This window comes from Pseudomonas campi (assembly GCF_013200955.2).
GTDB classification, from domain to species: domain Bacteria; phylum Pseudomonadota; class Gammaproteobacteria; order Pseudomonadales; family Pseudomonadaceae; genus Aquipseudomonas; species Aquipseudomonas campi.
Map to the genome: position 1 here is coordinate 3,742,198 of NZ_CP053697.2, position 12,872 is coordinate 3,755,069.

A 12,872-nucleotide genomic window follows, 5' to 3' on the forward strand; every position below is an offset into this window, starting at 1 on the left:
GGGCGGCTTTTTATAGGCAACGTTATTTGTGGTACGGGTGCCCGGACAACACGGTCCAGGCCCGGTAGATCTGTTCGCCGATGAGGATGCGTACCAGCGGATGCGGCAAGGTCAGCGGCGACAGTGACCAGCGTTGCTCGCTGCGCGCGCACACCTCAGGCGCCAGCCCTTCGGGGCCGCCGACCATCAGATTGACGGTGCGCGCATCCAGGCGCCAGCGCTCCAGCTCAGCCGCCAGCTGCTCGGTGCTCCACGGCTTGCCATGGACCTCGAGGGTGACGATGCGTTCCCCCGGCTGCACCTTGCTCAGCATCGCCTCGCCTTCCTGACGGATCATCCGCGCCACATCGGCATTCTTGCCGCGAGTGGTCAGCGGAACCTCAACCAGGTCGAGTCCCAGCTCGGGCGGCAGACGCTTGGCATATTCCTGCCAGCCATCCTCCACCCAGCGCGGCATGCGTGAGCCGACCGCAATCAGCTTGATACGCACGGCGCGAACTTACTCCGGCAGATCTTGGTGCTGCGCGCGGCTCTGCTCGGCGCCCTGCCACAGACGTTCGAGGTCGTAGAACTGGCGGGTGGCAACCTGCATCACGTGCACCACGACATCGCCGAGATCGAGCAGGGCCCACTCGCCGCCGTCCAGGCCTTCGCTGCCGATCGGGCGCACGCCCTGCTCGCGGACCTTGTCCAGCACTTCGTTGGCCATCGACTTGACGTGACGGCTGGAGGTACCGCTGGCGATCACCATGAAGTCGGTGACGCTGGTCTTGCCGCGCACATCGATGGTGGTGATATCGGTGGCTTTCATGTCTTCCAGGGCCGCAACGGCGACCTTGACCAGTTGTTCGTTTTGCATCGTTACCTCATGAATCGGTTTGCCCACGGTACAGCCCGTGGGTTTGGATATAGGCCAGCACGGCGTCGGGTACCAGAAAACGTACCGAACGCCCTTCTGCCAGCAAATGGCGAATCTGTGTGGCAGACACCGCCAGCGGCGTCTGCCAGACAAAAGCAATCTGTCCGCTCGGCCCGACCAGGCCTTGCGGATCATTCACACTGCGCGCCGCGAGCAGGTCACGCAGCGCTTCCGGCGCCTCGCTGTCGGCATCCGGCCGCTGCAGCACGAGGATATGGCAGTGCTGCAGCAGTTCTGCCCAGCGCTGCCAGGTCGGCAACCCGCAGAAGGCATCCCAGCCCAGCAGGAGAAACAGCTGATCATCCGCCGCCAGTTCACCGCGCAACGACTCCAGGGTGTCGATGGTGAACGACGGCTTGTCACGCCGCAGCTCGCGGTCATCGACCGCCAGCCGTGGCTCACGCTCTACCGCCAGTTGCACCATGGCCAGGCGTTGCTCGGCAGTCGCCTGCGGTGCCGTGCGGTGCGGCGGCCGCGCGCTGGGGATCAGCCGCAGCTCGTCCAGCGCCAGCTGCTCGGCCACCTCGAGGGCGCCGCGCAGATGGGCGATATGCACGGGATTGAAGGTGCCCCCCAGTATCCCGATACGCCGCGCCATCAGGTACGCCCCATCAGGTACGAATGTGCCCGTCGCCGAACACCACGTACTTCTCGCTGGTCAGACCGATCAGGCCGACCGGGCCGCGGGCGTGCAGCTTGTCGGTGGAGATGCCGATCTCCGCGCCCAGGCCGTACTCGAAGCCGTCGGCGAAACGGGTCGAGGCATTGACCATCACCGAAGCGGAATCCACCTCGGTGAGGAAGCGCCGCGCATCGCTGAAGTTCTCGGTGATGATCGCGTCGGTGTGCTGCGAACCGTATTTATTGATGTGCTCGATGGCCGCTTCCAGCGAGTCGACAATGCGAATCGCCAGGATCGGCGCGTTGTATTCGGCGAACCAGTCTTCCTCGCTCGCCTCCAGCACATCACTACCCAGCAGCGCACGGGTCGCGGCGTCGCCACGCAGCTCGACGCCCTTGTCGCGGTAGATGGCAGCCAGCGGCGGCAGCACCTGGGCGGCAACGGCGGCATGCACCAGCAGGGTTTCCATGGCGTTGCACGGCGAATAGCGCTGGGTCTTGGCGTTGTCGGCAACGCGGATGGCCTTGTCGAGGTCGGCGGCGACGTCAATATAGACGTGGCACACGCCGTCCAGGTGCTTGATCACCGGCACCTTGGCGTCGCGACTGATGCGTTCGATCAGGCCCTTGCCGCCACGCGGCACGATCACGTCGACGAACTCCGGCATGCTGATCAGCGCGCCGACGGCCGCGCGGTCGGTGGTTTCCACCACCTGCACGGCGCTGGCGGGCAGGCCGGCTTCGGCCAGGCCGAGCTGGATGCAGCGGGCAATCGCCTGGTTGGAATGAATGGCTTCCGAGCCGCCACGCAGGATGGTGGCGTTGCCGGACTTCAGGCACAGGCTGGCGGCGTCGATGGTCACGTTCGGCCGCGACTCATAGATGATGCCGATCACGCCCAGCGGCACGCGCATCTTGCCGACCTGGATACCGGACGGCATATAGCGCATGCCCTGGATCTCGCCGATCGGGTCGGGCAGGGTGGCAACCTGGCGCAGGCCTTCGATCATGCTGTCGATCACGCCCGGGGTCAGCGCCAGGCGGTCGACCATGGCCGGTTCCAGGCCGCTGGCGCGGGCGGCGGCCAGGTCCAGCTCATTGGCGGCGGTCAGCTCGGCGCGGGCGGCGTCGAGGGCATTGGCGGCAGCCTGCAGGGCGCTGTTCTTCTGCGCGGTGCTGGCGCGGGCGAGCACCCGCGAGGCATCGCGCGCGGCGCGGCCCAGGCGGGTCATGTAGTCGAGCACGGACTCGGTCATGGTCTCGGAATGTCTGGCAGTTGGAAAAAGGGGCTGATTATAGCGATAGCGCGCCCTCAAGCCCAGCAGCGTCGGGCGGATGGTCACTTTAGCCGGAGCTTGTTGCTATGATCGCGCCCGCCACCCTCGCCACAGGCGCCCCGATGCCCGCCACCCCAGCGTCACTGCCCTGGCCCGAAGCCCGCCCGCTGCCCGCCGCATTCTTCGATCGCGACGCGCAGACCCTGGCCCGCGCCCTGCTCGGCAAAGTCATTCGTCACCGCCATCAGGGCCACTGGCTGGCCGCCCGGATCATCGAGACCGAGGCCTACTACGCCGCCGAGAAGGGCAGCCATGCTTCGCTCGGCTACACAGAGAAACGCCGCGCGCTGTTTCTCGATGGCGGGCACATCTACATGTACTACGCCCGTGGCGGCGACTCGCTGAACTTCAGCGCCCAGGGGCCGGGCAATGCGGTGCTGATCAAAGCGGCCGCGCCCTGGCTGGATCGGCACTGCGCAGCCGACGCCCTGGCGCGCATGCAGGCCAACAATCCGGCCGCCGATGGCAGCCCGCGCCCCGTCGCCAGACTGTGCGCCGGCCAGACCCTGCTGTGTCGCAGTCTCGGCCTCAAGGTGCCGGACTGGGACGCCCGCCGCTTCGACCCGCAGCGCCTGTTTGTCGAGGATGTCGGCGAAATGCCGGCGCAGATCGTTCAAACTACCCGCTTGGGCATCCCCAGCGGACGTGACGAGCACCTGCCCTATCGTTTCGTCGACGCCACCTTCGCCCGCCAGTGCACACGCAACCCATTGCGCCGCGGGCAGGTCGAAGGCCGTGACTATCTCTTGCTAACCCCCAAGGAGCTGTACCCATGAGCCAATGGTTCGACACCATGACTCTCTGGCTGGAAACCAACCCGGAGTGGTTGGGCCTGACCATCTTCCTCGTCGCCTGCCTGGAGTGCCTCGCCATAGCCGGCATCCTCATTCCCGGCACCGTGGTGCTGTTCACCCTAGCCGTGCTGGCCGGCAGCGGCGCCCTGACGCTGTGGGAAACCATAGCGCTGGCCTACGCCGGCGGCCTGCTCGGCGATGCGATCTCCTACGGCCTGGGCCGCCACTTCCACCAGGGCATCCGCCGCCTGCCGGTGCTGCGCGACCACCCCGAATGGCTGGCCCGCGCGGAAAACTACTTCCAGCGCTATGGCGTGGTCAGCCTGCTGGTCGGCCGCTACATCGGCCCGCTGCGCCCCATGCTGCCCTTGGTGGCGGGCATGCTCGACATGCCGTTCGTGCGTTTCATCCTGGTCAGCATGCTGGCCGCCGCTGGCTGGGCAGTGGCCTACATGCTGCCCGGCTGGGCCACTGGCGCCGCCCTGCGCCTGCCGCTGCCGGAAGGCTTCTGGAGCGCCGCCGGGACAGTTGCCGGCGCCATCGCGCTGATGCTGCTGGTGGTGATTCTCAGCAGCCTGCGCGAACTGCGCTGGGCGACGGCCGTAGCGGCCGGCCTGAGCGCCACCCTGCTGGCAGCCCTGCTCCTCGGCGTGCCCTACCTGAGCCCCCTCGACCAGGGTTTGATGACACTGGTGCAGGAGCAACGCAACAGCACCCTGGACAGCATCGCCCTGCTGATCACCGGCCTCGGCGACTTCACCACCCAGGTTGCTGCGGGCGTGCTGCTCACCGGCCTGCTCCTGCTCAGCCGGCGCTATGCTGCGGCCGCCCTGGTGGCAGGCTGCATGCTGTTCACCGCCCTGACCAACACCGGCCTCAAGCACCTGTTCGCCCGCGCTCGGCCCGAAGTGCTGCTGCAGCCGCTGGACACCTTCAGCCTACCCAGCGGGCACAGCTCGGCGGCCTTCGCCTTCTTTCTGGCCCTGGGCATCCTCGCCGGCCGCGGCACACCAGCGCGCACCCGCCTGACCTGGCTGCTGCTGGCCAGCCTGCCAGCCCTGGCCATCGCCCTGTCGCGGGTTTATCTGGGGGTGCACTGGCCTACGGACGTGTTGGCCGGCGCCTTGCTCGCGGGCAGCGTGTGCGCAGCCTGGCTGGCCTTTCTGCAGCGGCGCGCAGTCCTGGCGCCGCTCAGTGCGCGCATCTGGTGGCTGATCCTGCCAGCCAGCCTGGCCCTGCTCGGCGCCGTCAGCGCCTGGTCCTTGCCAGAGGCGCTGCAGCAATATCGTTATTGAGGTCAGCCTGCTCAGAACCTGTTTAGGGTCTTTTGAGCTAGAGCCAGGCAAGGCGCAACGACCAGCGGAAGTAACAGCCGCAGGCTGGCCCGAAGGGTGAGCGCCAGCGAATCAAGCGGGCGAGGACGCGGAGTTTACGAGCTGTAAATGAGCAGTACTCGCTTCACTCGCCCTACGGGCCGCGCTGCAGCGCGTTAGTCGCAAGCGACTTGCCGAGCCCACTTGACCAGCCTGCGGCTGTTACTGCGTTGCAACGCAGCATGGCCGACGATCAAGAGAACCTAGACAGGTTCTCAGGCGATCATCTCGCCCTGCAACTCATCCAGCAGGCTCTGGATATAAGCCAGGCGCTGTCCCGGATCAGCCTGCTGCAGCGCCTGCAGCTTCTGCTCGACACTGAACGGCAGCAGGTAGGCCAATTGATTGGCCAACGCCTGCTGGCTGGCGACCGCCCCACCCATGCCCAACCCGGCGACCAGCGGGTGTTCGACCAGGGCATTGAGCAGCGCGGCGAGGTCGGCATGCTCGGCCAACAGCGGCGCATCGGCCGCCTCATCCAGCCAAGTGACCTCGGCCAGGGTCAGCTGGTCGGCCTGCACCTCGATCTGCTCCACATGAAAGCGCCGCACACCCTCGACCCGAATCCCCAGCAGACCATTGGGGCGCTGCTGGAAGTCACGAATCAGCGCCTCGCAACCCACCGCAGCAAAACGCTCGGCCGCCACACCGACCTCGCGCCCCGCGAAAATACCGACCACGCCGAATCCTTCGCCACGGCGCATGCAGGCGCTGACCATATCCAGGTAGCGCGCCTCGAAGATCTGCAAATCGAGCATGCAGCCGGGGAACAGCACGGTATTGAGCGGGAACAGCGGAAAATTCATGCAGCCATCCTCAGAACCTGTTTGCGATCTTCTGAATTAAAGCCAGACAAGGCGAAGATGGCCGAGGAAGCGGAGTTTACGAGTTGTAAATGAGCATTCCGAGGTCATTTTCAACGCAGTATGGCTGACAGTCAGGAGATCGCAGGCAGGTTCTCAAGCGATCAGCGCTACCACCAAGGGTAGGGCAATTGCAGTGACTACGCCCATCAGGCTCATGGCCAGGGCGGCGAAGGCCCCGCTTTCTTCACTCTCCTGCAGCGCCCGCGCCGTGCCCACCGCATGGGCAGTCAGGCCCAGCGCCATGCCCTGCGCAGCAGGATGATGCACGCCAATGCGGCGCAGCAGCTCGGGCCCGCAGATGGCACCGAGTACGCCGGTAATCAGCACGAACACCGCCGCCAACGCGGCCACGCCACCGATCTGCTCGGCTACCAGCATGGCGATCGGCGAGGTCACCGACTTCGGCGCCAGGGTCATCAGCATCATTCGCTCGGCCCCGAACAGCCAGGCCAGCAACACACCCAGCGCGGTCGCCAGCACGCCGGCAACCAGCAGGGTGATCAGTACCGGCCAGAACAGCTGGCGAATACGCCGCAGATTGAGGAACAAGGGTACGGCCAGGGCCACAGTAGTCGGCCCCAGCAACACACTGAGAAGGAAGGTGCTGTCGCGGTACTCGGCGTAACTCAGGCCGCAGGCCAGCAGCACACCGATCAGCACGGCCATCGACACCAGCACCGGCTGCAGGAACACCCAGCGGGTCTTTTCATAGGCGGCCAGTGACAGCTGGTACACCGCCAGGGTGATACCGATACCGAACAGCGGGTGATGAATGACTGCCTGCACGGCGCCCTGCCAATCCAGCGTCATGCCTGATCCTCGCGGCGTACCTGGCGCTCGATCAATTTCTGCATGAGCCAGCCGGCGAACAGTAGCGAGAGCAGCAACGACAGCCCCAGCGCCCCGGCCAGCGCCCAGAAGTCGGCGGCGATCTGTTCGGCATAGACCATCACCCCTACCGCAGGCGGCACCAGCAGCAACGGCAGGTAGCGCAACAAGCCGCTGGCGGCCTGGCTGAGCGGCTCGCCCACTTCACCCCGCAGCAGGAGGAACACGAACAGCAGCAGCATGCCGATGATCGGCCCTGGCAGCATGGGCAGGACCAGCACATTGAGGGCAGTGCCGAGCAGCTGGAACAGCACCAGCCAGGTCAGGCCGCGCAGCAGCATGGGGAAGTCTCCGACGGGATGGCGCGGCCATTATAAACACGCCCACAGCAGCGCTATATACCGCGACTTTCGGCTTGACCCTCGTGCCGAGTCATGATGATCTAGGGCCAGCTAGGTTCATCAGCAAAAACAACAAGTAGCCAGCATCCTTCAAGGAGGATCTATGCCGTTAGTACCCGTATCGCAACTGCAAGACTATGTAGGCAAAGAGCTTGGACGCTCGGAATGGATGACCATCGACCAAGAACGCATCAACCAGTTCGCCGAATGCACCGGCGACCACCAGTTCATTCATGTTGATCCGGTCAAGGCCAAGCACACCCCGTTCGGCGGCACCATTGCCCACGGCTTCCTCTCCCTGTCACTGATCCCCAAGCTGATGGAAGGCCTGATGATCATGCCCGAGGGCCTGAAAATGGCCGTCAACTACGGCCTCGACAGCGTGCGCTTCATCCAGCCGGTGAAGGTCAACTCGCGTGTGCGCCTGGCCATGAGCGTTCTCGAGATCACCGAGAAACGTGCCGGCCAGTGGCTGATCAAGACCCAGGCGACCCTGGAAATCGAAGGCGAAGAAAAACCGGCTTATATCGCCGAGCAACTGAGCCTGTGCTTCGTCTGACGCGGCCCCGCCCCGCCGATACGAAGTGACTGAACGGGGCGCCCAGGCGCCCCGTTCGCATTGGTGCTGCACATCTGCTGCGGCATACTCGAAGCATGCACCGACCAGGACGTCCACCATGCCCCGCCTCCTTGCTCCTCTGACCCTCGCTCTGCTGCTCGCCGCCTGCGGTGACGGTGAACCCCTGCTGCCACCCGATGCCGTACTGCCCGACGGCGGTCGCTATCGCGGCGAGGTCATCAATGGCCTGCTGCAAGGTGAAGGGCGCCTCGACTACGCCAACGGCAGCTGGTACGCCGGCAATTTCAAGGACGGCCAGAGCGACGGCCAGGGCGAATGGCGCGGCGCCAGCGGCGAGCGCTATGTCGGCCAGTTCCGCCAGGGCCTGTTCGATGGCCAGGGTACGCTGACCTACGGCGACGGCAGCATCTATAAAGGCGGTTTCAAACAGGGCCGCCTGCATGGCGAAGGTCATCTGCAGCAGGGCGAGATGAGCTACCGCGGCGGCTTCCGCAATGACAAATACCACGGCCTCGGCCTGCTCGAATGGCCGGACGGCACCCGCTACCAGGGGCGTTTCGCCCGTGGCGAGCTGAATGGCCCGGGCACCCGTAGCGAGGGCGGCAGCCAGTACAGCGGCATCTTCAAGGATGGCGTGCTGAATGGCGAAGGCAGCTACCAGGGTGTGGACGGTGAGCGCTACAGCGGTGGCTTCCGCGACGACAGTTTCCATGGCCAGGGGCGCTTCCAGAATGCCGATGGCGATGTCTGGCTGGGCCGCTTTGCAGATGGCTCACTGGAGGGCAAGGGCGAATTCAAGGGCGCCGATGGCCGTCATTATCTGGGGCAGCTGCGTTACTGGCGCTTCCACGGCGAGGGTGAGCTGACCCTCGCCGACGGCAGTGTCTACCGCGGCCGCTTCGTCAACAACGAGTACGCCGGCGATGGCACCCTGACACTCGCCGATGGCAAGCAGCGCAGCGGCACCTGGCAGAATGGCGAACTGATCCGCGACGGCCAGGGTGCTGCACTGCCAGACGCGCTGGAGTTGGGCCTGCTGGAGCAGGGCAAACTGCTCGACCAGGCCATCGCCGCCCTACCCGCCTCCACCCCGAGCACCGAGCTGTACAGCCTGACCCTGGCTGGCGACGGCAAGCAGAGCGTGTTCCTGCGCGAGGCCGACTACGTCAGCAAGCTGCTCGGTGAGCGCTTCAATGCGCGCGGCAACATCAGCCTGATCAACCACCGTGACCATCTTGCCGACCGCCCGCTGGCCACCCGCGAGAGCCTGACCCGCGCGGTGCGCGCCCTGGCCGAACGCAGCGGCCCGGAAGATCTGGTGTTCCTCTACCTGACCAGCCACGGCTCGCGTGACCACCAACTGAGCATCGACCAGCCACGCCTGCAGCTGGAAAACCTGCCCGCCAGCGAGCTGGCGGCGCTGCTGCAACCCTTGCGCGAGCGGCACAAGGTGGTGGTGATCTCGGCCTGCTACTCCGGCGGTTTCATCCCCCTGCTGAAAGACGACAAGACCCTGGTGATGACCGCCGCGCGCGCCGACCGGGTGTCCTTCGGCTGCTCCGAGGAAAACGACTTCACCTACTTTGGCCGCGCCCTGTTCGCCGAGGCGCTCAACGAAACCGATGATTTGCAGCGCGCCTTCGAACTGGCCAAGACAAAAGTTGCCGAACGGGAGAAGGCCGAAGATTTCCAAGCCTCCGAGCCACAACTGTGGGCACCGCCCGCCGTGCTCAAACAGTGGAAGACCCTGCGCGAAAGCCAGGCCAAGCTGGCGCTGGAGAGCGCGACTGTGAAGAAAACCGAATAAAGCGGCATAGCACTCATACCTGTGCGAGCAAAAACTTCTAAGCTGGTTGTATCAGTGGAGTAGCCCAGCATGTACCTGACGCCTCAGCACATCCTGCTCGCCGGAGCCACCGGACTTACCGGTGAACATTTGCTCGACCGCCTGCTTAGCGAGCCGACCATCAATCGCGTGCTGGCTCCCAGCCGCCGCCCGCTGGCCGAGCATGCGCACCTGGACAACCCGGTCGGCGAACTGGGCGACCTGCTGCCGCAGCTGCAAGGCCGTGTCGATGTCGCCTTCTGCTGCCTGGGCAGCACCATCAAGCAGGCCGGTTCGCAGGAGGCCTTCCGCGCCATCGACCACGACCTGGTCCTGGCCTTCGCCCAGCGCGCTCGCGAACTGGGTGCGCGGCATCTGCTGGTGATCAGCGCCCTGGGCGCCGACGCCAAATCCGGCGTGTTCTACAACCGCGTCAAAGGCGAGATGGAGCAGGCGCTGATCGCCCAGGACTGGCCCCAGCTGACCCTCGCCCGGCCCTCGCTGCTGCTCGGCGCGCGCAGTGAGTTCCGCCTCGGCGAACAACTGGCCGCGCCCTTCATGCGCTGGTTGCCCGGCAAGTACCGCGGCATTCAGGCCGCCGCCCTGGCCCGTGCGCTGTGGCGCCTGGCCCTGGAAGAAAGCGATGGCGTGCGCATCGTCGAATCCCACCAGCTGCGTCGTCTCGGCCGCTAAGCCCCCCCGCACAACCCCTCACAAGACCGCTTACTGCCTTGGCTCATCGGTGGAAATGCTGCGCCGCTTCTCAGCCCATGCGCACTGGCAAGCTTTGTAGGGTGGATAACGCTGTACCTATCCACCAATAGCGCCACTCGCAACGGGCCAGCTAAGCCTCGCCGGCCATCCGCCGCGCTGTTCACTGCCTTGCCGGCGCTTTAAACTCGGCCCTCCCCGGCCTGCCCGCGCACTCATCCACGCACAGGCCCACCCTGCCCACACGCAGGACCATACCCACAGCCAGACACCGGAGAACTTATGCGCGAAGTCGTGATTGTCGCCGCCACCCGTACCGCCATCGGCGCCTTTCAGGGCGCGCTGAGCGCCATTCCCGCCGTCGAGTTGGGCGCCACGGTGATCCGCAGTCTGCTGGCGCAGAGCGGCGTCAGTGCCGAGCAAATCGATGAAGTGATCCTCGGCCAGGTCCTCACCGCCGGTGCCGGACAGAACCCGGCGCGGCAGAGCGTGATCAAGGCCGGTCTGCCGCACACGGTGCCGGCCTTCACCCTGAACAAGGTCTGCGGTTCGGGCCTCAAGGCCGTGCAACTGGGTTACCAGGCCATCGCCTGTGGCGATGCCGAGGTGATCATCGCTGGCGGTCAGGAGAACATGAGCCTGGCGCCCTATGTCATGCAGCAGGCCCGCACCGGTATGCGCATGGGCCACGGCAAGCTGCTCGACACGATGATCCAGGACGGCCTGTGGGACGCCTTCAACGACTACCACATGGGCATCACCGCAGAGAACCTGGCAGCCAAGTACCAGATCAGCCGCGAGCAGCAGGACGCCTTCGCCGCCACCTCGCAGCAGCGCGCCAGCGCCGCCCAGGAAGCCGGTCGCTTCGACGGCGAGATCACCCCGGTGCTGATCCCGCAGCGCAAAGGCGAACCCGTAGCTTTCGCCCGTGACGAACAACCGCGCGCCGGCACCACTGCCGAATCCCTGGGCAAGCTCAAGCCAGCCTTCCAGAAAGACGGCAGCGTCACCGCCGGCAACGCCTCCACCCTCAACGACGGCGCTGCCGCCGTGCTGCTGATGAGCGCCGAGAAGGCTGCCGAGTTGAAGTTGCCGGTGCTGGCGCGCATCGCTGCTGCGGCAGGTTCGGGTGTCGACCCGGCGATCATGGGCATCGGCCCGGTCTCTGCCACTCGCCGCGCACTGAGCAAGGCCGGCTGGAGCGTCGAGGATCTGGATCTGGTGGAAGCCAACGAAGCCTTCGCCGCCCAGGCCCTGTCGGTGGCCAAGGAGCTGGGCTGGAGCCTGGACAAGGTCAACGTCAACGGCGGCGCCATCGCCCTCGGCCACCCGATCGGTGCTTCCGGCTGCCGCGTGCTGGTGACCCTGCTGCACGAGATGCAGCGCCGCGACGCCAAGAAAGGTCTGGCCACCCTGTGCATCGGTGGCGGTCAGGGCGTGGCCCTGGCGGTCGAGCGCACCTAAGAGCCAGTCTACGATCTCTTGATCGTCGGCCATGCTGCGTTGAAATCGGGCTCGGGCTGCTCATTTACGGCTTGTAAACTCCGCGCCCTCGCCCAATTTCGCCTTGCCTGGCTCTAGCTCAAAAGATCATAAACAGGTTCTAAGCAGATCGACGCGGGCGCAAGGCCCGCGTCGTTTCAGTGACCGCCCGTGACGCCGAGCCCCACACCGAGCTCGGCAGCCACGGCGAATGGCAGCAACACGGTGTCCAGCAGGGCACTGGCCGGTAGATCCAGACCGGCATACTTGGGCGCCTCGGCGCCAAAACGGTCCAGTGGGCAGCAACCACCCTGCAGCGCATACCAGTCCAGGCGCGTCCCCGAGTAGATGATCGGCGCCCCCGGTTTGGCCGCATCCAGGGTGCGCACGCTGGCGCAGCCAGGCAGCACCAGCAGCAGGCTCAGGCCGACCACGTAGGAGCGAGCTCTGCTCGCGAAGCCTCTATGCGGCCACCGTTCGCGAGCAGAGCTCGCTCCTACACAGTCAGTCATCACTGCTCAGATGATGCTCACCCCAACGCGGCAGCATGTCCTGGGGAATATTCAGCAGATTGAGGATGCGCGCGACGACGAAATCGATCAGGTCGTCGATGGTCTGCGGTTGGTGATAGAAGCCCGGCGAAGCGGGCACGATCACCGCGCCGAGGTTGGACAGCTTGAGCATGTTCTCCAGGTGGATGCTGGAGTACGGCGCCTCACGCGGTACCAGGATCAGTTGGCGACGCTCCTTCAAGGCGACGTCAGCGGCGCGTTCGATCAGGTTGTTGCAGGCACCCGTGGCGATGGCCGAGAGGGTGCCGGTCGAGCAGGGCACAACCACCATCGCCGCCGGCGCACCGGAGCCGGAGGCCACCGGCGCCATCCAGTCTTCCTTGCCGTACACGCGGATCTGCCCGGCCGCGGCGCCGGTGTATTCGCTGAGGAAAGCCTGCATGGCCTGCGGTTTGGCCGGCAGGGTCACGTCGGTCTCGGTGGCCATCACCAACTGCGCGGCCTTGGAGATCAGGAAGTGCACCTCGCGCTCCTCCTGCACCAGGCAGTCGAGCAGGCGCAGGCCGTACTGGGCACCGGAGGCGCCGGTCATGGCCAGGGTGATGCGTTCGGGACCCGACATG

At 65.7% G+C, this 12,872-nt stretch carries 15 protein-coding genes; 6 read left to right on the forward strand and 9 right to left on the reverse strand.

Going from position 1 to position 12,872, the window contains the following annotated elements; all coding sequences use genetic code 11:
• Nucleotides 1-22 precede the first annotated feature (22 nt).
• From rlmH to HNE05_RS17325, 4 genes are read right to left on the reverse strand one after another with little or no spacing between them, the layout of a single operon-like run.
• Nucleotides 23-490, reverse strand: a complete 468-nt coding sequence (rlmH, locus tag HNE05_RS17310; RefSeq protein ID WP_173209641.1) for a 23S rRNA (pseudouridine(1915)-N(3))-methyltransferase RlmH — start codon at nucleotides 488-490, stop codon at nucleotides 23-25.
• 9 nt (nucleotides 491-499) lie between these two features.
• Nucleotides 500-859, reverse strand: coding sequence for a ribosome silencing factor (gene rsfS, locus HNE05_RS17315; protein ID WP_173209643.1), 360 nt, complete (start codon nucleotides 857-859; stop codon nucleotides 500-502).
• Nucleotides 860-866: 7 nt separating this feature from the next.
• The gene (gene nadD, locus HNE05_RS17320; RefSeq protein ID WP_173209645.1) at nucleotides 867-1,517 is read right to left on the reverse strand and encodes a nicotinate-nucleotide adenylyltransferase; all 651 of its coding nucleotides are present in this window, start codon (nucleotides 1,515-1,517) and stop codon (nucleotides 867-869) included.
• 13 nt (nucleotides 1,518-1,530) lie between these two features.
• Nucleotides 1,531-2,796 (reverse strand): glutamate-5-semialdehyde dehydrogenase, encoded by a 1,266-nt coding sequence (locus HNE05_RS17325; RefSeq protein WP_173209647.1) that lies wholly within the window; start codon nucleotides 2,794-2,796, stop codon nucleotides 1,531-1,533.
• 143 nt (nucleotides 2,797-2,939) lie between these two features.
• Here HNE05_RS17325 and HNE05_RS17330 point away from each other — a divergent pair, with 143 nt between their 5' ends.
• Nucleotides 2,940-3,653, forward strand: coding sequence for a DNA-3-methyladenine glycosylase (locus tag HNE05_RS17330; RefSeq protein WP_173211721.1), 714 nt, complete (start codon nucleotides 2,940-2,942; stop codon nucleotides 3,651-3,653).
• A complete protein-coding gene (locus tag HNE05_RS17335) occupies nucleotides 3,650-4,966 on the forward strand; it encodes a bifunctional DedA family/phosphatase PAP2 family protein (protein WP_173209649.1) in 1,317 nt (438 codons plus the stop codon). The genes HNE05_RS17330 and HNE05_RS17335 overlap by 4 nt, the downstream gene beginning before the upstream one ends.
• Nucleotides 4,967-5,259: 293 nt before the next feature.
• Here HNE05_RS17335 and HNE05_RS17340 read toward each other — a convergent pair whose 3' ends face one another.
• The 3 genes from HNE05_RS17340 to HNE05_RS17350 form a co-directional block, all read right to left on the reverse strand.
• The gene (locus tag HNE05_RS17340) at nucleotides 5,260-5,850 is read right to left on the reverse strand and encodes an LON peptidase substrate-binding domain-containing protein (RefSeq protein WP_173209651.1); all 591 of its coding nucleotides are present in this window, start codon (nucleotides 5,848-5,850) and stop codon (nucleotides 5,260-5,262) included.
• Nucleotides 5,851-6,003: 153 nt separating this feature from the next.
• Nucleotides 6,004-6,720, reverse strand: coding sequence for an LrgB family protein (locus HNE05_RS17345; protein ID WP_420826977.1), 717 nt, complete (start codon nucleotides 6,718-6,720; stop codon nucleotides 6,004-6,006).
• Nucleotides 6,717-7,079: a CidA/LrgA family protein gene (locus tag HNE05_RS17350; RefSeq protein ID WP_173209653.1), complete on the reverse strand. Its 363-nt coding sequence runs from the start codon at nucleotides 7,077-7,079 to the stop codon at nucleotides 6,717-6,719. Before HNE05_RS17350 ends, HNE05_RS17345 begins: the two co-directional genes overlap by 4 nt.
• Before the next feature lie 163 nt (nucleotides 7,080-7,242).
• Between HNE05_RS17350 and HNE05_RS17355 the strand changes: the two genes are divergently transcribed.
• The 4 genes from HNE05_RS17355 (at nucleotide 7,243) to HNE05_RS17370 (ending at nucleotide 11,719) form a co-directional block, all read left to right on the forward strand.
• On the forward strand, nucleotides 7,243-7,698 hold the full coding sequence (locus HNE05_RS17355) for a MaoC family dehydratase (RefSeq protein WP_173209655.1): 456 nt from the start codon (nucleotides 7,243-7,245) through the stop codon (nucleotides 7,696-7,698).
• 118 nt (nucleotides 7,699-7,816) lie between these two features.
• Nucleotides 7,817-9,526: a C13 family peptidase gene (locus tag HNE05_RS17360; protein ID WP_173209657.1), complete on the forward strand. Its 1,710-nt coding sequence runs from the start codon at nucleotides 7,817-7,819 to the stop codon at nucleotides 9,524-9,526.
• Nucleotides 9,527-9,595: 69 nt separating this feature from the next.
• On the forward strand, nucleotides 9,596-10,237 hold the full coding sequence (locus HNE05_RS17365; protein ID WP_173209658.1) for a Rossmann-fold NAD(P)-binding domain-containing protein: 642 nt from the start codon (nucleotides 9,596-9,598) through the stop codon (nucleotides 10,235-10,237).
• Nucleotides 10,238-10,537: 300 nt separating this feature from the next.
• Nucleotides 10,538-11,719: an acetyl-CoA C-acetyltransferase gene (locus HNE05_RS17370; protein WP_173209660.1), complete on the forward strand. Its 1,182-nt coding sequence runs from the start codon at nucleotides 10,538-10,540 to the stop codon at nucleotides 11,717-11,719.
• 176 nt (nucleotides 11,720-11,895) lie between these two features.
• On the opposite strand, the gene HNE05_RS17375 is transcribed toward HNE05_RS17370, so the two are convergent.
• Together HNE05_RS17375 and ubiX are read right to left on the reverse strand one after the other, a co-directional pair.
• A complete protein-coding gene (locus tag HNE05_RS17375) occupies nucleotides 11,896-12,171 on the reverse strand; it encodes a YceK/YidQ family lipoprotein (RefSeq protein ID WP_173209662.1) in 276 nt (91 codons plus the stop codon).
• Between the two features lie 70 nt (nucleotides 12,172-12,241).
• A complete protein-coding gene (gene ubiX, locus HNE05_RS17380) occupies nucleotides 12,242-12,871 on the reverse strand; it encodes a flavin prenyltransferase UbiX (RefSeq protein ID WP_173209664.1) in 630 nt (209 codons plus the stop codon).
• Nucleotide 12,872: the final 1 nt, after the last annotated feature.